22 protein-coding genes are annotated in these 20076 nt (G+C 38.6%); 7 read left to right on the forward strand and 15 right to left on the reverse strand.

Features of this window, described 5'->3' with window-relative positions; all coding sequences use genetic code 11:
• Nucleotide 1: 1 nt before the first annotated feature.
• Nucleotides 2-736 (reverse strand): lysophospholipid acyltransferase family protein, encoded by a 735-nt coding sequence (locus tag SK086_RS02215; RefSeq protein ID WP_324689417.1) that lies wholly within the window; start codon nucleotides 734-736, stop codon nucleotides 2-4.
• A 245-nt stretch (nucleotides 737-981) separates the two neighbouring features.
• On the opposite strand from SK086_RS02215, the gene recA reads away from it, so the two are divergent.
• The 4 genes from recA (at nucleotide 982) to SK086_RS02235 (ending at nucleotide 4599) form a co-directional block, all read left to right on the forward strand.
• Nucleotides 982-1986 (forward strand): recombinase RecA, encoded by a 1005-nt coding sequence (gene recA, locus SK086_RS02220; RefSeq protein ID WP_290874219.1) that lies wholly within the window; start codon nucleotides 982-984, stop codon nucleotides 1984-1986.
• Nucleotides 1987-2082: 96 nt separating this feature from the next.
• A complete protein-coding gene (locus SK086_RS02225) occupies nucleotides 2083-2493 on the forward strand; it encodes a hypothetical protein (RefSeq protein WP_290874217.1) in 411 nt (136 codons plus the stop codon).
• 19 nt (nucleotides 2494-2512) lie between these two features.
• The gene (locus SK086_RS02230) at nucleotides 2513-3064 is read left to right on the forward strand and encodes an RNA polymerase sigma factor (RefSeq protein ID WP_290874214.1); all 552 of its coding nucleotides are present in this window, start codon (nucleotides 2513-2515) and stop codon (nucleotides 3062-3064) included.
• The gene (locus tag SK086_RS02235) at nucleotides 3061-4599 is read left to right on the forward strand and encodes a hypothetical protein (RefSeq protein WP_324689418.1); all 1539 of its coding nucleotides are present in this window, start codon (nucleotides 3061-3063) and stop codon (nucleotides 4597-4599) included. The genes SK086_RS02230 and SK086_RS02235 overlap by 4 nt, the downstream gene beginning before the upstream one ends.
• Nucleotides 4600-4682: 83 nt before the next feature.
• Here the strand turns inward: SK086_RS02235 and SK086_RS02240 are convergent, their stop codons facing one another.
• Nucleotides 4683-5420 (reverse strand): lysophospholipid acyltransferase family protein, encoded by a 738-nt coding sequence (locus tag SK086_RS02240; protein ID WP_324689419.1) that lies wholly within the window; start codon nucleotides 5418-5420, stop codon nucleotides 4683-4685.
• A 74-nt stretch (nucleotides 5421-5494) separates the two neighbouring features.
• Between SK086_RS02240 and trpS the strand changes: the two genes are divergently transcribed.
• Nucleotides 5495-6472 (forward strand): tryptophan--tRNA ligase, encoded by a 978-nt coding sequence (gene trpS, locus SK086_RS02245; protein ID WP_324689420.1) that lies wholly within the window; start codon nucleotides 5495-5497, stop codon nucleotides 6470-6472.
• Nucleotides 6473-6475: 3 nt separating this feature from the next.
• Here the strand turns inward: trpS and dprA are convergent, their stop codons facing one another.
• A complete protein-coding gene (dprA, locus tag SK086_RS02250) occupies nucleotides 6476-7579 on the reverse strand; it encodes a DNA-processing protein DprA (protein WP_324689421.1) in 1104 nt (367 codons plus the stop codon).
• A gap of 102 nt (nucleotides 7580-7681) precedes the next feature.
• On the opposite strand from dprA, the gene SK086_RS02255 reads away from it, so the two are divergent.
• Nucleotides 7682-8626, forward strand: a complete 945-nt coding sequence (locus SK086_RS02255; RefSeq protein ID WP_290876148.1) for an HU domain-containing protein — start codon at nucleotides 7682-7684, stop codon at nucleotides 8624-8626.
• Nucleotides 8627-8685: 59 nt separating this feature from the next.
• Nucleotides 8686-9195, forward strand: a complete 510-nt coding sequence (locus SK086_RS02260; RefSeq protein WP_290876146.1) for an acyl-CoA thioesterase — start codon at nucleotides 8686-8688, stop codon at nucleotides 9193-9195.
• Nucleotides 9196-9224: 29 nt separating this feature from the next.
• Here the strand turns inward: SK086_RS02260 and SK086_RS02265 are convergent, their stop codons facing one another.
• From SK086_RS02265 to atpE, 12 genes are all read right to left on the reverse strand, one after another.
• The gene (locus tag SK086_RS02265; protein ID WP_290876144.1) at nucleotides 9225-10481 is read right to left on the reverse strand and encodes a murein hydrolase activator EnvC family protein; all 1257 of its coding nucleotides are present in this window, start codon (nucleotides 10479-10481) and stop codon (nucleotides 9225-9227) included.
• Nucleotides 10482-10504: 23 nt separating this feature from the next.
• Nucleotides 10505-11290: a DUF4292 domain-containing protein gene (locus tag SK086_RS02270; RefSeq protein WP_324689422.1), complete on the reverse strand. Its 786-nt coding sequence runs from the start codon at nucleotides 11288-11290 to the stop codon at nucleotides 10505-10507.
• Complete coding sequence (locus SK086_RS02275) at nucleotides 11290-12636, reverse strand: tetratricopeptide repeat protein (protein ID WP_324689423.1); 1347 nt, start codon at nucleotides 12634-12636, stop codon at nucleotides 11290-11292. The genes SK086_RS02270 and SK086_RS02275 overlap by 1 nt, the downstream gene beginning before the upstream one ends.
• A gap of 11 nt (nucleotides 12637-12647) precedes the next feature.
• On the reverse strand, nucleotides 12648-13658 hold the full coding sequence (locus SK086_RS02280; RefSeq protein ID WP_324689424.1) for a sugar phosphate nucleotidyltransferase: 1011 nt from the start codon (nucleotides 13656-13658) through the stop codon (nucleotides 12648-12650).
• A gap of 99 nt (nucleotides 13659-13757) precedes the next feature.
• A complete protein-coding gene (gene dut, locus SK086_RS02285; RefSeq protein WP_290876135.1) occupies nucleotides 13758-14192 on the reverse strand; it encodes a dUTP diphosphatase in 435 nt (144 codons plus the stop codon).
• A 1-nt stretch (nucleotide 14193) separates the two neighbouring features.
• On the reverse strand, nucleotides 14194-15660 hold the full coding sequence (locus SK086_RS02290) for a lipopolysaccharide biosynthesis protein (RefSeq protein WP_324690436.1): 1467 nt from the start codon (nucleotides 15658-15660) through the stop codon (nucleotides 14194-14196).
• 101 nt (nucleotides 15661-15761) lie between these two features.
• Nucleotides 15762-16619 carry an ATP synthase F1 subunit gamma gene (atpG, locus tag SK086_RS02295; RefSeq protein WP_290876131.1) on the reverse strand — a complete coding sequence of 286 codons (858 nt, stop codon included), beginning with the start codon at nucleotides 16617-16619 and terminating at the stop codon, nucleotides 15762-15764.
• 77 nt (nucleotides 16620-16696) lie between these two features.
• Nucleotides 16697-18274: a F0F1 ATP synthase subunit alpha gene (atpA, locus tag SK086_RS02300; protein WP_324689427.1), complete on the reverse strand. Its 1578-nt coding sequence runs from the start codon at nucleotides 18272-18274 to the stop codon at nucleotides 16697-16699.
• 18 nt (nucleotides 18275-18292) lie between these two features.
• On the reverse strand, nucleotides 18293-18739 hold the full coding sequence (locus SK086_RS02305; RefSeq protein WP_324689428.1) for a hypothetical protein: 447 nt from the start codon (nucleotides 18737-18739) through the stop codon (nucleotides 18293-18295).
• Between the two features lie 6 nt (nucleotides 18740-18745).
• Nucleotides 18746-19279 carry an ATP synthase F1 subunit delta gene (gene atpH, locus SK086_RS02310; RefSeq protein ID WP_324690437.1) on the reverse strand — a complete coding sequence of 178 codons (534 nt, stop codon included), beginning with the start codon at nucleotides 19277-19279 and terminating at the stop codon, nucleotides 18746-18748.
• Entirely contained in the window at nucleotides 19279-19779 is a 501-nt protein-coding gene (locus tag SK086_RS02315; protein WP_324689430.1) for a F0F1 ATP synthase subunit B, read from the reverse strand. Before SK086_RS02315 ends, atpH begins: the two co-directional genes overlap by 1 nt.
• 79 nt (nucleotides 19780-19858) lie before the next feature.
• The gene (atpE, locus tag SK086_RS02320; RefSeq protein ID WP_283237822.1) at nucleotides 19859-20053 is read right to left on the reverse strand and encodes an ATP synthase F0 subunit C; all 195 of its coding nucleotides are present in this window, start codon (nucleotides 20051-20053) and stop codon (nucleotides 19859-19861) included.
• Between the last annotated feature and the right edge of the window lie 23 nt (nucleotides 20054-20076).

The raw sequence follows: 20076 nt of genomic DNA on the forward strand, positions 1-20076 counted from the left end.
TTTAATTTTTAATCGATTGTTTGACTGCGTTTTCGGTCTTTTCCATCAATTCTTCAAAAGAAAAATCTTTAACGGCTAGCGGTTCATGAATGATAAACTCCAAGCGAGTACCTAAACCCATTGGGAAAGCACCAAATTTAACCATTTTCCACGAGTTATTGATGGTAATCGGTACAACATAAGCCGAAGGTGCATATTTACATAAGATTTTTAGTCCACTTTGCGCAAATTCTTTGGGAGTTCCGTTTTTGCTTCGGGTGCCTTCAGGGAAAATAACGGCTGAGCGTTGGTGTTTTTCTATATATTCTGAAAGTCCTTTGATAACCGGAATAGCTTGTTTGGGATCTTTGCGATCGATTAAGACTGAACCGCCGTGTCTCAAGTTATAAGAAACACTCGGAATGCCTTTGCCTAACTCTTTTTTACTGACAAACTTGGCGTGAAAACGTCTCAAATACCAAATAATTCCAATAATGTCAAACAGACTTTGGTGGTTGGCCACAAAAATAATCGGTACATTTTGCGGAATGCGCTCTCGATTTTCAAAGGTGTAAGTGGTTCCTAAGAGATTAGTACACTTGACCAAGAAAAAATTCAGATAATCTACACTTTTTTTGTGCGCTTGGTATCCGAAAAGATTAAAACAAATCCATTGTATCGGATGAAAAATAACCAAGGTCAATCCGAAACACAAATAGTATATAACAGAAATCGGGTAAGAAAGTAACTTTTCCATGCTTGTCAAATAGACTGCAAAAATAGGTAAAATAGCCCGGTAGAATACATCGAAAAGGAGAAAAAATCGGAATAAAAACGATCAAAACATACACTTTTTGTACACTTACACTGGGTTGAATAATAGTAATTTTAGTAAAAAGAAACCAAGGTCTTGCCGGCAAACGAATTTGTTCAAAACTCCTGCCGTCAGAACAACATAACAACAAAAAAAGCATTATTTTTATGCCACTAAATTTTTAAAAAATGAGTTCAGAAAAAGAAGCCAAATTAAAAGCCTTACAACTAACCCTTGATAAACTAGACAAAGCTTACGGCAAAGGAACCGTAATGAAAATGGGCGACAGAGCGGTAGAGGAAGTAGAAGTTATTCCTTCCGGTTCGTTAGGTTTGGATTTAGCATTGGGTGTAAACGGCTATCCAAAAGGAAGAATTATTGAAATATACGGTCCGGAATCTTCGGGTAAAACTACGTTAACGTTACACGCTATTGCCGAGGCTCAAAAAGCAGGAGGTATTGCTGCTTTTATTGATGCAGAGCACGCTTTCGATCGTCATTATGCTGAAAAATTAGGCGTTGACATTGAAAACTTAATCATTTCCCAACCGGATAACGGAGAGCAAGCCTTAGAAATTGCTGAAAACTTAATTCGCTCAGGCGCTATTGATATTGTTGTGATTGACTCGGTGGCTGCATTGACTCCGAAAAGTGAAATTGAAGGCGAAATGGGCGATTCTAAAATGGGATTGCATGCTCGATTGATGTCACAAGCCTTGAGAAAATTAACCGGAACTATTAGCAAAACTAACTGTACCGTGTTTTTCATCAACCAATTGAGAGAGAAAATCGGTGTCATGTTTGGTAATCCTGAAACCACTACAGGTGGAAATGCGTTGAAATTTTACGCTTCCGTTCGTTTAGACATTCGCAGATCGTCTCAAATTAAAGAAGGTGAAAACGTAATCGGAAACAGAACCAAAGTAAAAGTGGTGAAAAACAAAGTAGCGCCGCCGTTTAAAACCGCTGAATTCGACATCATGTATGGCGAAGGTGTTTCTAAAACCGGAGAAATTTTGGACTTGGCTGTTGAGTTTGAAATCATCAAAAAAGCCGGTTCTTGGTTCAGCTACGGCGATACCAAATTAGGTCAGGGTCGTGATGCTGTAAAAGCACTTATCAAAGACAACCCGGAATTGGCCGATGAGCTCGAACTAAAAATCAAAGAACTTATCAAAGATTCTGACAATTAAAAATCTACGTCTCGTTTCAAAAGCGAGACGTTTTTTTATTACTTTAAACGCAACCATTTTCCAATACGATCATCTGAAACAAAAAAGAATACCATCATGAAGAAATTACTTTCTGTTGTAACCTTAGTCTTTTTACTCAATTCTTGTTCTCCGGAATCAGACACTCGATATTCCTTAGAATTATTGCCGGTTGAAAGCGTTGATATTCCTACGGAAATGACTTTGGGCGAAACCTACCAATTCAAAATGTATTATCGCTTGCCTACAACTTGTCATTCTTACAACACTATTTATTATCACAAAGATTTAAACGTAAGAACCGTGGCTGTTGAAAGCTTGGTCAGAGAACAAAATAATTGCCAGGAAGTGACCGAAAACAACTTGTACGAGTGTACGTTTGATTTTGTAGTCACCAGCAATGGCTCTTATGTTTTTAAATTCTGGCAAGGGAAAGACGAGCAAGGCAATGACATTTTTTTAGAATACGAAATACCGGTACTCAATTAAACCTATCAATTTTTGAAAATTGGATTTAAAGGAACTCATTAATGATTGCAAGAATAACAACCGGAAAGCACAAGAACAATTATATCGATTGTATTCGGGAAAATTGTTCGCTGTATGCTTAAAATATTCGCGCAATTATGCTGAGGCGCAAGACAATTTGCAAGATGGTTTTCTGATTATCTTTCAAAAAATAGGGCAATATTCCTTTAAAGGTTCGTTCGACGGTTGGCTGAAAAGAGTAATGATTAACAATGTACTCCAACAATACCGCCAACAAACATTTTTGAGTTTGGTAAACGAAGACATCGCGGAAGATTATGAAATTGAATTGGATGACGATGATATTTCTTTAGATTATCTGCTGAAAATCATTCAAGAATTGCCCGACCGCTATCGGTTAGTTTTTAACCTTTATGTCATCGACGGCTATTCGCATGCGGAAATAGCAGAAATGCTAAACATCAATATTGGTACCTCAAAATCCAACTTGGCAAGAGGTCGAATGATATTAAAAGAAAAAATTGAACAGTTAAAAAACGAAGAAACAAATAAGTTTCCTTCTGCAAAATGAGAGAAAGAAAGAACATAGACCGCCTTTTTCAGGAGAAATTCAAGGATTTTGAAGTCAATCCTCCTGAGGTTGTTTGGGATGCTATTGAAACCCATCTGGATAAAAACAAAACCAGAAAGATTATACCGTTATGGTGGAAACTCGGCGGCATTGCAGCGGTATTCCTTATCGGCTTTTTAATACTACAAAATGGCTCTAATCCAAACCAAATTCCGTCAAACCAAGTGACTGTTGAAGAAAACAATACCAACAAAAACGAGGCAACAAAATCCGATACCAACATTCCAAACCCTAACACTGTAACGGCAAAAGACAAAAACCAACAGCCGGTTGTGGTAAACAACAACGCTCCTAAAAATAGTTCGACAGCAACGGCCAAAGAAGCTGCCTTTGTAAACAATAATCGTCCACAAAACGCAACTAAAAAATCACCTGTTCAACATTCATTCGCAAACAAAACAATAGCGGAAAGAAATGCGACAAAGGCGAACAAACACAAAACGGATGCGGCAAACAATGCTGGCCATCAGAACGATATCAATGGGTTGACGGAAAACAATAAGACTGCCATAACAGCCAACGAGGATGAAACTTCGAAGTCTAAAGAGCACGCTACTGTTTTGGATCGTTCTAAAGAAATTTCGTTGGAATCTTTAAAAGGAAGTCCTAAAGCCATTGCTGAAACTGAAGCAAAAACGAGCCCAAAAGACAGCGCTAAAACCAACGAAACGCCTAAAAATCCTCTAGAAGAATTGTTAGCCGCTAAAGAAGAAAACAAGAAAAAACCGGAAGGCAAAACAAGTAAATGGCAAATCATTTCCAATGTCTCTCCTGTTTTTATGGGGGCTTTAGCTAATGGTTCCGCAATTGATTCTACTTTGGCCGGAAACAGCAAGTCTTTCAATACCAATATTGGATTTGGATTGGGCGTAAGTTACGCGGTAAGTCCGAAGTTCACTATCCGAACCGGATTGAATAAAGTGAACATGAACTACAACACCAACGATGTGTTTTATTATGCTAGTATGGAAACGCGCGGTTTGAGTGGTTTGAGTCCTTCAGGACCGGGTTACTCCATACAAGTTGAAAATGCTAACGGACCAAGTCCATCCGCTGTCGCTGGCCCTTCAGAAACCGATTTGTTGAATTTTGAGCAAAACATAGTACACAAAAACAGAGGGTATATCAATCAAGAAATCGGCTATTTAGAAATGCCGGTTGAAATGACTTATGCGCTTGTGGCTAAAAAATTCGGCTTAAAAATTATAGGCGGCTTCAGCACCTTGTTTTTACAAGACAATTCTATTGCTGTGGTATCCGGAAACCGAACTACGGTTTTGGGTGAAGCTAACAATCTGAACAATATTCATTTCAGCACCAACATAGGATTGGGAGTAAAATATGATTTACTAAAGTCTTTCGAATTTCATATTGAACCAACATTCAAATATCAAATCAATACATTTAATAATAACGCCGAAAACTTCAGGCCTTACCTGTTTGGGGTTTACAGTGGCTTTAGTTATAAATTCTAGTTTGTTACTTGTTTAAAATTAGTTAAGTGGTGTTATTGCTTTCGAGTAATAACTGAAAAGAGTTCCTTATATCGGAACTCTTTTTATTTTTGGTCATTTAGTAAATCTCGTAACAGCAACTCCCTAACTTCATTTTTAAGTGTTTTTTTGTACTCCGGATTTTGGTTTTTAGTCTCAAAAAAGCGATGCACTTTAACCCGCATCAAACCGGGACTTCCGCTAAAAAAGGTATAGGAAAACAATCGTTTGTTATCGAAGAAAGTCATAGGAACTATAGGAATTTCATGGTCTATGGCCAAGCGAAAAGCGCCGTCTTTAAATTCGTCTAACACCACGCTTTCATCCGGCACGCCACCTTCGGGAAAAATGCAAATACTTAAACCTTGGTGTAATCTTTTCTGCGCTCTTTCAAAAACAGCCATACGGCTTTTAGAGCTGCTTCTGTCCACTAATATACATGTACGTTTGTAGAAAAACCCAAAAAGCGGAATCTTTGAAAGCTCTTTTTTCCCCACAAAAACAAACGGATTTCGGATAACCGAAAGCATCAACATGATGTCGGTCATGGAAGTATGGTTGGCTACAAACATATAACTCTTCCCTTCTTCGGGTTGTTGTTCAAATTCGACTTTGGTTGGGAATCCCATCCCAAAAAGGATAAACTTGGCCCAAATTCGCGCCATGACAAAAAAGTACGGATACCATTTTTCTGAAAGTATGGAAACCAACAGAAACGGGAACATGACAATGATGGGAATCGCCATTAAAATGTAAAACCAAATGCGATACAGTATCCAAAAAATAATTTTGATGCCTCTCATGTTGTCAAAAGTAATGAAACGTATGCAATTTTTGCTACAAAGGCTTAACTTTGCGGGAAGAAAATTTATTGAAAATGCCAAAAATACTAACCGGAGTTCAAAGTACCGGAACACCACATTTAGGAAATTTGTTAGGCGCTATTTTGCCTGCCATCGAAATGTCGAAAAACCCCAACAACGAATCGTTTTTATTTATAGCCGATTTGCATTCGGTAACCCAAATTAAAAACGGAGCTGAACTTCGCCAAAACACTTACAGTACAGCGTCGGTTTGGTTGGCTTGTGGTTTAGATGTGAATAAGGTAATTTTCTATCGTCAAAGCGATGTGGTACAAACTACGGAATTATCATGGTATTTAAGCTGTTTTTTTCCTTTTCAACGCTTGACTTTGGCGCATTCATTTAAAGACAAAGCCGATCGTTTGGAAGATGTGAATGCCGGTTTGTTTACTTATCCGATGCTGATGGCGGCCGACATATTGTTGTATGACGCTAATTTTGTTCCGGTGGGCAAAGACCAAATGCAACACATCGAAATTACCCGCGACGTGGCTTCCCGTTTCAACCACCAAATGGGCGAAACTTTTGTATTACCGGAAGGCAAAGTACAAGAAGAAACCATGTATGTTCCAGGTACCGATGGACAGAAAATGAGTAAATCCCGTGGCAACTTCATTAATATTTTCTTAGATGACAAAGCGTTGCGTAAGCAAATCATGGGCATTGAAACCGACAGTACACCATTAGAAGAACCGAAAGATCCGGAAACTTGCAAAATTTTTGCGATTTACAAATTGATAGCTAATGCCGAGCAAATTGCCGAAATGAAAACCAAATACGCTAATGTGAACAGAGATTTTGGTTACGGTCATGCCAAACAAGCTTTATTTGAATTGATTTGCGAGCGTTTCAAAACCGAGAGAGAAAAGTACAACTACTATATGAACAACTTACCGGAAGTAGATGCTTTACTAAAACAAGGTGCTGAAAAAGCCGGTGTAATTGCCGATGGCGTTTTGCAAAGAGTTCGCGTGAAATTGGGTTTTGAATAAAAGCTAAATCGCCTCAAATAATTTTCCGGGCAAAGGTCGAACCACGCCTTTTAATTCCATATTAATGAGCGTTGACGACACTCTGAAAATCGGATACTCGCATTCGAGTGCGATGATATCCAAGAGTTGTTTTCCGTTTTGCAATAAGAAATCGTAGATTTTTTGTTCTTCAGCATCCAACGACACAAAAAGTTGCTTTTGAATGGTTTTAGGCTTTTCCTCTTCCAATTGCCAATTCAAACTGTAAATTAAATCGGCTGCGGAAGTAATGAGTTGCGCTCTTTGGGTTTTGATCAACTCATTGCAACCCTGACTGTATTTGTCGGTTGTTCTTCCGGGTACGGCAAAGACATCTCTGTTGTAGTCGTTGGCCAAATTGGCAGTGATTAATGATCCACCTTTTTCGGCACTTTCAATCACAATTGTGGCTTCGCTCATGCCGGCTACTATGCGATTTCGTTTGACAAAATTCTCTTTTTCGGGACTGGAACTGCTCCAAAATTCGGTTAAAAAACCACCGTTTTGCACCATTTTGGCCACAAACTTTTTATGGCTCTTGGGGTAAATCTGATTTAATCCGTGTGCTAAAACACCAACGGTTTGAAGTTGCAATTCCATAGCAGTTTGGTGCGCTACAATATCAACGCCGTAAGCCAATCCGCTTACAATGATAGGATTGTAAAACGACAAATCTTCCAGCAGTTTTTTGCAAAATTCGGTACCGTAAGCGGTGATTTGTCGGGTGCCAACTATGCTGATAAGTTTCCGATTGCGAAAGTCAAAATTACCGTTGCCAAACAACAAAACAGGTCCGTCTATACAGTGTTTCAATCGTTCGGGATAAGCTTCGTCTGTAAAATATAAAACCCGAATACCTTCATGTTCTATAAATTGGATTTCGGCAGTGGCTTTTTCAAAAATGGATTTGTCTTTTAACTTTCGCACCAAAACATCACCTATACCGTCAACAGTCCTCAGTTGATTGGGCTTGGCTTCAAAAACAGCAGCAGCTGAACCAAAGGCATTTAGCAACTTTTTGGCCATAATATCGCCTACGCCTTCTACCTGGAGCAGTGCTAAAAGATGAAATAGTTCGTTTTGATTCATATCAATAAAATACTACAAAAATAGGAGTTTTTTTATTCGGATTGTTAATAAAAATTGTGAATAATTTTTTGATACTACTATTGTTTCTCTAAATTTGTCGATATGAAGATTGAACATCACATTTCCCAATTATTATATCGCTATCAGTGTGTTACCGTTCCCGGATTTGGTGCTTTTTTAACCGAATTCCAGTCGGCACAATTGGATGAAAGTTCACATTCTTTTTATCCGCCTAAAAAATTGATTTCCTTCAACCCGTTTTTAAAAAATAACGATGGTTTGTTGGCGAATCATTTGGCGCAGGCTGAAAAAGTTGCCTACGAAACAGCTGTACATGCCATTCAAAATGAAGTATCGGTTTGGATGAATCGCATCCAGGAGATGGGTCGCATTTCTTTAAAAAATATAGGTGAGTTTACGCTGAATGCCGAGAGAAACATCGTATTCGTTCCGGCTGATCAAATCAACTATCTCAAAGAATCTTTCGGATTGAGTCCGTTTATGTCGCCTGCCATAAAACGCGAGGTGTACAAAAAAGAGGTAGAAACCATCGAAGAAAAAGCGCCTATTGCCTTTACTCCGGAAAAAAGAAGCAGTTACAAAGCGTTAAAATATGCCGCTGTTTTTGCCTTATCCCTAGGTTTAACCGGAGCTTTGGGCTATAAATTATACGACAATTATTTGAATCAAATAGAGCAAGAAACGCTGTTAGTTCAATCCAATGTCCAGAAAAAAATCAACCAAAAAATTCAGGAAGCTACCTTTTTCATCGAAAATCCGTTACCGAGTGTTACTTTAACGGTACCGAATGAAAAAATGCCTTACCACGTTGTAGCCGGAGTTTTCAGAATAGAAAGCAATGCCGACAAAGCTTATAATGCCTTACTAAAATTAGGTTTCAAAGCCAAAAGACTACCACAAAACAAACACGGTTTATTCCCGGTATTGTACGGCAGTTTTTCAAGCTATGCTGAAGCACAAGCCACAGTGAAAGACATCCGAAAATTAGACAACAAAGACGCTTGGTTACTGATAGAAGAATTATAAAAAAATCCCGATTTCTCGGGATTTTTTATTTACTGTAATTACCTTTGCAAAAAAAAGCTATGCATCCGAAACATCCTTCTGAGTCTTTAACGGTATTAACTGATTTGGTATTGCCCAGTGAAACCAATCCGTTGAACAATCTTTTTGGTGGTGAATTATTAGCCCGAATGGACCGCGCTGCCAGTATTGCCGCCAGAAGACATTCGCGCAGAATTGTGGTAACCGCCTCAGTGAACCATGTGGCTTTTAATCGCGCTATTCCTCTGGGAAGCGTGGTAACCGTAGAAGCTAAAGTATCACGCGCTTTTACCTCTTCCATGGAAATATTTATCGATGTTTGGATAGAGGATCGTGAATCGGGTAACCGAACTAAGGCTAACGAAGCCATTTACACTTTTGTAGCGGTAGACGAGATGGGACATCCTGTACCGGTGCCGTTGCTTGAGCCGGAAACCGAGTTGGAAAAACAACGTTATGACGCTGCCTTGAGAAGAAAACAATTGAGCTTGGTATTGGCCGGAAAAATGAAACCAAACGATGCTACCGAACTGAAAGCTTTATTTATATAAAAAAAGAAAAGACCCAAAAGGGTCTTTTTTTATCTTCCTGACAACCATCCGGTTGGATTGAAAAATGTAGTATTTTGAAGGACTAAAAACTTCAGTACTGTTTTGCCGTCAGAATCAGTTCTGATTTTACCCAAGACTTGTTTAGCGGAAACTTTATCACCCACACTTACGTTAACCGAACTTAAGTTTTGGTAAATGGTAAAATAATCCCCGTGTTTGACCGCTACAGCTTTTTTAAGCGGCGTTATCTGCTGCACTTGGGTAACTTCGCCGGCAAAAACCACACGTGCCGTTGAGCCGCTTTCTGTAGAAATTTCGATACCGCTGTTGTGAACCGTTAAAGTTCGGAATACCGGATGTGGTTGGTCTCCGTAGCCCAAAGTAATGGCGCCTTTTTCTACCGGCCAAGGCAATCTGCCTTTGTTGGCTTTAAAGTTATCCGAAACGATTTTACCTTCCGGAGTTAAAATAATCTTACTAGAAGATTCGATTGCCTTTTTCTCTGCTGCCGTTGTTTTCGGATTGGCTTTAACGTTGGCCGCTGCCGTTTTTCTGTTGGCTGCCGCAATGGCCTCACGAATCATTCTTTTAATTTGATCATCTATACGTTTGGTTTCTTGCTGCTTCTTTTTGATTTCAGCCGCAATTTTTCCTTTTTCTTTTTTGATTTGATTGGCAATTTTTTCTTGCTCTTTCTTTTCTTTTTCGAGCTCTTGCTTCTCTTTCTCGTTCTCTGCAATCAATTTTTCTTTCTCTTGCTTTTGAGCACCGATTTTAACATTGTAATCTTCCAATTGCTTGGTTTTTCCTTTGATTTCTTCGCCTTGCATTTTGCGGTAACTGGCGTATTGCTTCATGTATTGCGCTCTTTTATAAGCTTGCAGGAAGTTTTCGGAAGACAATAAAAACATGGCGCGACTTTGCTCTGAGCGACTTTTATACGACTTAACAATCATCTGTGCATAATCTTCTCGCAACTTTTCTAAATCGCGATTAAGCTGATTGATTTTCAATTGATTGATGTAAATATCATTGGTGAGCAACTTGGTTTGCTTTTCGGTTGTTCGGATGAGTTTTTCTTTGAGACCGATTTTTTCCTTTTGAATCAACAACTGATTTACCACCGATTTCTCTTTGCTCTTAACCGATTGTAATAATTTTTCCTTTTCTTGGATTTCGAGTTGGATTTTGGCTTTTCGTTGCTCTAATTCTTCTTGTGTAGGCGGTTGGCTCCACATGGGTGTAGCAAAACAAAAAAGCAATAAAAAGAAAAAGAATTTAGGCATGATATCAGTAAATTTTGGCTCGACTAATTTATAAAAATTCTGTCATATCCGTCGGGTACGCTGTACGGAAAAGACAATTCTTCGTTAAAGGTAACCGAATTGTAATCGATGGCTATTTCGGTTTTGCCTTTCTTCTGCGTGGCATTGATGAACAATCCTGCCGGAAGAATAGCGGTGGCGAAGGTTTGAAATTCGGAATAATTGACGGTAAAAGCTCTTTCCTTTTCCGGCTGCACTACTTCTTGCTTTTTGAGCAGGTAATTTTTAGACTCGAAGAAAAAGGACTTTTCTGTTTTATTCACGGTAGCATTCAACTTGTAAAAACTATCGGTGACTTCCGAAAGATATTTTTGTTGCGTCAAATCGTCTATCGGTTGTCCCAACAGCATGTTTTGTATTTTATTGAAATCCAGATCGGTGCCCAACCATTCGCTCAATGAAGCGTAATCACCTTCAAAATAGGTTCCGTTGATTTTTTCATAGTACTTCACTTCTTTAGGTGTAATCAAGGCTTTGGCCATGGTAATTCCTAAGAAACGAATGCTGACTAAGATCTTTTCGTCTTTCTTGATTTTGATTTCGGCCGAAATGCTTTGCGATTGTCTGTCGTCGCGGTATTTCGCGCTGGAACGTATGTATAACGTGGAAAAATCTCTTTTATTGTTGTAATGGTTTTCAATTACTTTTTTAGAAGTCAACTCGTTTTCATCGACTACATAAGGTGTAACCGAATTGGTGTTGACCATTCCTGCTTTGGTTTTACAAGAGGCTAAAAAAAGAGCGGCTATGATGACAATCCAATACTTCATTATGGCTTTTGTTTGTTAATGAGTTCGTTGGCTTTGGTAAAGTACTTTTCTTTTTTCTTCATATCGCCTAAACCATTGTAGGCCTCGCCGAGTTGAATGTTGAAGTTGATTTCCAAAGCTGTATCGTCAATCACAAAATCCAAGCCAGTTTCCAATATGTCGGTAGCTTTTTTAAACGATTTAAGCTGATTGTAAGCCAATCCGGCGTAATAATAAAATTGAGGCTGAGTCGGGAAAAGCTGTGTCAACTCGTCTGCCTTTTTAGCCAATGCCTCGAATTGATTGTTTTCAGTATAGGCTTGTAACAACAATAGTAATGATTCCATGTCTTCGGGTGCGTTTTTAAGATGCATCTCGAAGTATTTTACCGCTTTGGGCCAATCGGCTTTACTAACATAAAACTTGGCAATTTCTTTGGCTACTTTGACTTCTTTATCGTTGTCAAAATAGGCAATGGCTTTGTCCAAGTCTGTTTCGTATTTCGGATTATTTTTAGCAAATAACAAAAACTCGTTTAAAATGCGATGTTTGATTTTCGGGTCGATTTTTTTACTCGGCAGCACAATATTCATGGCTTTTACCGCATTGTCTCCATCGCCGTTATTCAAATGAAATTTAAACAAACTTACTTGCGCCCAATCGGAAGTTGGGATTTCTTTTTCCAACTTTTTGGCAATTTCCAAGGCTTTTTCTTCTTGATTGCTTTGAGAATAGAGATAAATCAGGCTAATGTAATTTGACTCATCTTTCGGAAACTTTTTGATTTGGTCGAGCAGATTATTTTTTTCCGCCGTTTGGTACTTGGCATCGCGCAAAATGTCGGCTTTGTACAAGTCGCGTTTGTCTGACCTTCCTACTTTTTCATTCAGCTCGTTGATGAGTTCCAACGCTTTGTCGTATTGCTGCGTGTTCATGTATAGCGACGTCAAATCTTCTTTATAATCGGCTTTGAATTCGATTAACTTTTGGACGATGATTATTGCCTGATTGTAATCGTGCGTATCATAACAAACGTCGTACATGCCTACCCAAGCCCAACGGTTTTTCGGATCCATTTGGGTTACTTTCTCGAAATTGTCGTAGGCGTCTTTGTATTTTTTTTGCGCCAGGTAATTTTTACCCAATTCAAAATACACTACAGCATTATTAGGTTCGAGTTCTTGGCATCTTTGCAAAGCTTCAATGGCTTTGTCATAGTTCTCGATGCCTTTTTGCTTGAGAGATTCGTAAAAGAAATTTTGAAATTTATCGTCTACAGCCGCCACGTCCTCCGGCTCGGTTTGCGCCAAAAGAAGCGTAGGAACGAATAACATTCCGATAAGCCAACTATACATTTTAAATCTCATCCTTTGTCTTTTTATTCTAAAACTGAATAATCGCCCAAGCTAATGCTGGTAAAATCACCGTCAAAATTCACGTGATTGCCTATCATCGCATTGTTCAGTTGCGCATTTTTAATGTGTGCGTGTGTTTGGATCAAGCTATTTTGGATTTTACTATTGGTTACATGCGTGCCTTTTCCTAAAGACACATTTGGTCCAATTACCGAATTAATAACAGCCACATCTTCGCCTATATAACAAGGCGGAATTACCGTAGCATTTTCCAATCTTACGCTGTCGGCGATTAAATTTTCGCCGTCCTCGTGTAAAAACCCTAACATTCTGGAATTGGTTTCGACAGTTACTTCTTTGTTCCCGCAGTCCATCCATTCGTCTACTTCACCCGGCACAAATTTCATGCCTTTTGCCATCATTTGTTTGATTCCGTCGTTAATTTGGTATTCGCCGCCGTGGATGATATTGTTATCTAAAACGCTTTGCAACTCGTTTTTCAAAACACCAACATCTTTGAAATAGTAAATTCCGATAACGGCCAAATCCGAAACAAACTCTTTCGGTTTTTCGACTAACTCTACAATCTCATTGGCTTCGTTTAAGTTGATTACCCCGAAAGCTTCCGGTTGGTCAACTTGTTTTACCCAAATCACGCTATCGGCAGATTGGTCCAAATTAAAATTGGCGCGAATCAAGGTATCGGCATAAGCAATCACGGCCGGTCCGCTTAAAGAATCTTTGGCGCACATAATGGCGTGACCGGTACCTAAGGCTTCATTTTGGTAATAAATGGTTCCTTTTGAACCCAATTTTTCAGCTATGGCAATCAAATCTTCCTCCACTTTTTTCCCAAAACTTTCGTGGATGATAAAGGCAATTTCTTCAATATCTTGATTGAGTACTTTGGCAATGTCTTCCACCAAACGGTGAACGATAGGTTTCCCGGCAATGGGAATTAACGGTTTCGGAACGGTTAAAGTATGCGGGCGAAGGCGTGAACCACGTCCGGCCATAGGAACTATTATTTTCATTTTTTATTTAATTTAAACGCAAAGTTTGCAAAGGTATTTCGCAAAGTTCGCAAGGTGTTTTACTTTGTTTTCTGAATACTGTGAACTGAATACTGATCACTATTTTACTCCTGTACTGCCAAAACCGCCTTCGCCTCTAGAGGTTTCAGATAATTCGGAAACTTCAATCCACTCGGCGCGTTCATGTTTGGCAATGACCAATTGGGCGATTCTTTCCCCATTTTCGATGGTGAAATCTTCTTGGGATAAATTTACTAAAATCACCCCAATTTCTCCGCGATAATCGGCATCAACCGTTCCCGGTGAGTTTAAGACGGTGATTCCTTTTTTGGCTGCCAATCCGCTTCTTGGACGAACTTGGGCTTCATAACCCAACGGCAATTCAATAAAAAGACCTGTTTTTACAATGATTCTCTCCAGCGGTTTTAAGACGATGGATTCGGTTAAATTGGCTCTCAAATCCATTCCGGCTGAGGCTATGGTTTCGTAATTCGGCAAATCGTGTTGCGATTTGTTGATGATTTTAATCGTCATTTTACTTGGTTTTTCTTTTAACAATTCGGAGTAATGTTTCCTTTTCGTTTCGGTAGATAAAATATAAAAATAAGGCCAACAAAAGTATTTTTACCCCATAGTTTTCCCGCAATGACGGGATATAAAATGAAATGGCTGAAAACACTATGGAAAGCGATAAATATTTTAAAAGGGTTGTAATATCGTAAGGAATAGGATATTGTTTTTGTCCCATTTGATAGGAAATCACCATCATGGTTCCGTAAGCAGCGATAGTCGCGATGGCAGAACCGTAATAGCTCAAACCTTGTTTGATAAGCACATAATTGAGCACGAGTGTTACCAGAGCACCCACAATGGAAATATAAGCGCCAATTCGGGTTTTGTCAATTAATTTGTACCATACCGATAAGTTGGTGTAAATGCCTAAAAAGAAATTTGCCAAAACAATCAACGGCACTACTTTAATGGCTACCCAATAACTGCCTTCCGGCACCAACGGCAATTTTAATAAATCGATAAACGCAATCACAAAAAAGCTGATAAACGACCCAAAAATCACAAAATACTTGGTAATAGTCGCATACGTTTGTTGGGCATTTTCGTTAGCGGCATGACTAAAAAAGAACGGTTCAATTCCTAAGGTATAGGCTGTTCGGAACAAGACCATAAACATGCCTATTTTGTAACAAGCTGAATAAGCACCGATATCTGACTTGGACACTTTCATCCAATCCAACAAAATTTTATCGAAATGTTCATTGATGGCAAAGGCTACCCCTGCAATTAAAATGGGTAAACCGTATTGCATCATTCGCTTCCATAGCTTGAAATCAAACTTCCAACTGATCTTGAGATAATCGGGAGATAAGACCACAAAAGTCAGCAGACTGGCTATTAAATTGGAGATGAAAATGTATCCCACTTGAAAGTTTTCGTAGTATATGGTATTGAAAAACCCTTCAGAATCCATTTGAGCCAATCGGGGCAGTAGTAACAAAAAGAATAAGTTAAGAAACATATTCAACATTACGTTACCTATTTTGATAACCGCATAAACGATAGGTCTTTGTGTAGCTCTCAGCTTAGAAAACGGCAGTATGACTAAAGCGTCTAGGGCAAGAATCCAAAGTGTATAGGTGATGTATTCTACTTTAATTCCGGACCAATCCGACAAGGTATTGCGATAGATTAACGATAAAAGTAAAAAAAGAAGCGAAGACCAAAACAGCGAGACTGTTGCTGTGGAAATTACCCGTTGCTTATCGGATTCTGTATTGTAAAAACGGAAAAAAGCCGTTTCCATGCCATAAGAAAGTATGACGTTGAAAAACACCAACCAAGCAAAAACAATGGAAACATCGGCAAACTCCTGTTTGGGCAATTGGTCTACGTAGAGCGGATTCAATAAAAAACTAATCATTCTGGGCAGCACTGTTGCCAGGCCATAGATTAGGGTTTGTTTGAAAAGGTTTTTATAAAGGCTCAATCCGAGAATTATTATGGTGTTGAACAAAAATAACTATTAAATCTGTTCCAAAAAAAAAGAGCGAACAAATGTTCGCCCTTTCCTTGAAATATTGTGTAAAACTATCCGTTTAAGGCTTCCGCTCCACCAACAATTTCCAAAATTTCTCCGGTAATTGCCGCTTGACGCGCTTTGTTGTACGTTAGTTTTAATTGGTTTCTTAAATCGGTTGCGTTGTCTGTTGCTTTGTGCATTGCGGTCATACGAGCACCATGTTCAGCAGCAAAAGAATCGCGTACAGATTTGTACAACTGTGTTTTTAATGACTTAGGAATAAGTGTTAATACAATTTCCTCTTTTGACGGTTCGAAAATGTAATCGCCCGCAGTCGTATTCTCGGATTGTATTGGTGCCAATGGTAAAAATTGCTCAGTCATTACCAATTGAGTAGCGGCATTTTTAAATTGATTGTAAACAATTTCAATTTTGTCGTATTCTCCGGCCACGAACTTATCGGTTAGCAAGTTGGCAACTTCTGCTACATTTTCAAAGGTAAGGGAATCAAATACATCACTTCTGTTGGCAATAACATTATGTGTTTTTCTCAAAACATCATTTCCTTTTTTACCAATAGCAAATACATCTACTTGTTTGCCGGCATAAGCATCAGCAACAACTTTTACTTGCTTGATAACGTTGGTATTGAAAGCACCACACAAACCACGGTTTGAGGTAACGGCTACGATTAAGACTTTATTTACCTCACGTTGTGAAGTGTATTGTCCGCCTGCATCACCATCTAAAGTAGCACTAACACTTTGTAATAATTCCGTTAATTTTTCGGCATAAGGACGCATCGCTGTAATAGCATCTTGTGCTTTTTTCAGCTTAGCGGCAGAAACCATCTTCATCGCTGATGTGATTTGCATCGTCGACTGAACGGAAGTAATTCTATTACGGATTTCCTTTAAGTTTGCCATAGTTAATTTGAAAATTATCAGATTTGAAAATTTAAAAATGGATTACATCTTCAAATTCTCAAATCTTCAAATTGTTATTAGTTATATTTTGCTGAAATTTCTTTAGCTGCTTTTTCTAAAACGTCAGTAATATTATCATCTAACTTACCGGCTTTTAAAGCATTCAAAGTATCTCTGTGTTTGTTGTTCAAGTACTCGATATAATCTTTTTCGAATTCTTTTACTTTGTTTACAGGAACATTTCTCAACAAGTTTTTAGAACCAGCGTAGATAATAGCCACCTGATCTTCTACTGTAAACGGATCGTTTACGGCTTGTTTCAAGATTTCAACGTTTCTTCTACCTTTTTCGATTACATTTAAAGTAGCAGCATCAAGGTCTGAACCGAATTTAGCAAACGCTTCCAATTCACGGAATTGTGCTTGATCCAATTTCAAAGTACCGGCTACTTTTTTCATCGATTTAATTTGTGCATTACCTCCAACACGTGATACCGAGATACCTACGTTAATCGCCGGACGAACCCCTGAGTTGAACAAGTCAGACTCCAAGAAAATTTGACCGTCGGTAATTGAAATTACGTTGGTTGGGATATACGCAGAAACGTCACCTGCTTGTGTTTCAATAATTGGTAAAGCGGTTAATGAACCGCCACCTTTTACGATTGGACGTAAAGATTCTGGTAAGTCGTTCATGTTTTTAGCAATATCATCATCGGCAATTACTTTACAAGCTCTTTCTAATAAACGAGAGTGTAAGTAGAATACGTCTCCAGGATAAGCCTCACGTCCCGGTGGTCTTCTTAACAACAAAGACACCTCACGGTAAGCTACCGCTTGTTTTGATAAATCATCATAAATAATCAAGGCCGGACGACCTGAATCACGGAAATACTCTCCGATAGCAGCACCTGCCATTGGAGCATATACCTGCATTGGTGCAGGGTCAGAAGCGTTGGCAGCAACAATTACTGTATAAGCCATAGCGCCTTTTTCTTCTAATGTTTTAGCAATACCTGCAACTGTTGACGCTTTTTGTCCAACAGCAACATAGATACAAAATACCGGTTGACCAGCATCGTAGAACTCTTTTTGGTTCAAGATCGTGTCGATACAAACCGTAGTCTTACCTGTTTGACGGTCACCAATTACCAACTCACGTTGACCTCTACCTACAGGAATCATGGCGTCGATTGACTTGATACCAGTTTGTAACGGCTCGGTTACCGGCTGACGGAAGATAACTCCAGGAGCTTTTCTTTCCAATGGCATTTCGTATAAGTCTCCTCCGATTGGACCTTTACCGTCGATTGGCTCACCAAGGGTGTTTACTACACGACCTACGATTTGCTCACCCACTTTTAAAGACGCAATACGTTGAGTTCTTTTTACGGTTGATCCTTCTTTGATACCGGTTGAAGGTCCTAAAAGTACTACCCCAACATTGTCTTCTTCCAAGTTCAATACGATAGCTTCCAATCCGTTGTCGAATTGAACTAACTCACCGTATTGTGCGTTTGATAACCCGTAAACACGAGCGATACCATCCCCAACTTGAAGAACTGTTCCTACTTCTTCTAATGTAGCACCGGATTGAAATCCTTCTACTTGTTTCTTTAATATTGCTGAAATTTCAGCAGCTTTAATTTCTGCCATAATATATAATCTAAAAGATTAGTTTATTTTTAATTTTAAATTTTCGTTATTGTACTTATTGATAAAAATAGTCAGTTTTTCTTCGTCAATATTTCCGTTTTCATCCACCAACTTAGATTTATAGATGGCTTTAATTACATCCTTATGATCCATGTCTGTGAATATTTCCTGCCCGCTTTTCAAAAATCTTACTGTGAACACGAACTCTTTTTTTAAAGGAGACATTCCGTATTTCGAAGGATTTGGAGTTCTGTAATAAGCGTCATTTCTTACTTGGTATTCTGTACTTAATACCGTTACAAATTCAACAGCTGACAAAGTTGAGAAAGTATAAGTATCTCCCTGTCTTTCGTAGTTGTAAACTTCAACATCATCGATGATTACTTTGTCTTTTTTCAGCTTTACTTTTTGAGCGAAAGCAGAAAAACTGAGAACAAAGAACAATATTGTAAATACCTTTTTCATGGGTGGTTAATTTGAAAATTCTCTTCTTAACTCTTGCAATCTGTTGGCTACAGATGCATTGTATTGTTTGTCGCCGATTCTCAAAATGAAACCACCAATAATGCTTGGGTCAACTGTATTTTGAACCGTTATTTTTTTGTTTGAAATGGTAGCAATTTTCTCTAACACTTGTTTTTCCAATTCCGCTGTAATAGGAAAAGCAGTCGTTACATTGGCTACTTCTACACCGTTCATTTCATCGAACTGAGCGTTGAATTGTGCAGCAATTGCGGCTAAAATTTCAAATCTTTTGTTTTCTTGCAACAATCGAAACAACGAATTGGTCTCAGGTTGCACTCCAGCGAAAATTTCTTTCACGGCATTCATTTTCACTTCTGAAGAAGTAACCGGGCTTGATAAAAAATCGCTCAATTCAGTACTCCCTTTGACAGTAGCTGCTACAGCCAACATATCATCGTTTACTTTAGTGGCGTTTCCACTGGAAACCGCTGTTTCTAATATTGCTTTTGCGTATCTAATCGCTGCTCTTGACATACCGATTAATTTAATTTTACGTCGCCTAACATTTTCTCAACCAATTTGGTTTGAGCTTCTTTGTTAGACAATTCATCTTTCAATAATTTCTCGGCGATGTCTAATGATAAAGTAGAAACTTGCGCTTTCAATTCGGCCATAGCGGCATTTTTCTCACTTTCAATAGAAGCCTTAGCTTGCTCAATCATTTTTTGACCGGCTACTTGAGCTTCTGTCTTAGCATCGTTAACCATTTTTTCTTTGATTTCACGAGCTTCTTTTATCATCGCATCACGCTCTAATCTTGCTTCAGCCAATAATTTCTCATTGTCTGATTTTAAGTTTTGCATTTCTTTCTTTGCATTTTCTGCAGAAAGCAAAGCGTTTTTGATTCCTTCTTCTCTTTCGTTAACCGCATCTAAAATAGGTTTCCAAGCAAATTTTTTCAAAAGGAAAATTAGCCCAACGAACAATATTGTTTGCATGATAAACAAACCTATTGAAAACTGTCCAAATAATTCTTCCATTATAATATGTCTTTAGTTTAAATGATGTTTAATAGTTAACAAAAGCTACAACCAACCGTTGCAGCTTTTGTTTGTTTTTTTAGTTTACTGCGAATAATGCAGCGAAACCGATACCTTCGATAAGAGCCGCAGCAATCAACATCGCTGTTTGGATTTTACCAGTAGCTTCCGGTTGACGTGCAATAGCGTCCATAGCTGAACCACCGATTTTTCCGATACCGATACCAGCTCCGATTACTACTAATCCTGCTCCAATGATTTTAGGAATTTCCATAATGTATATATATTTAATTAAAC

This window comes from Flavobacterium cheonhonense (assembly GCF_035671315.1).
Taxonomy (GTDB): domain Bacteria; phylum Bacteroidota; class Bacteroidia; order Flavobacteriales; family Flavobacteriaceae; genus Flavobacterium; species Flavobacterium cheonhonense.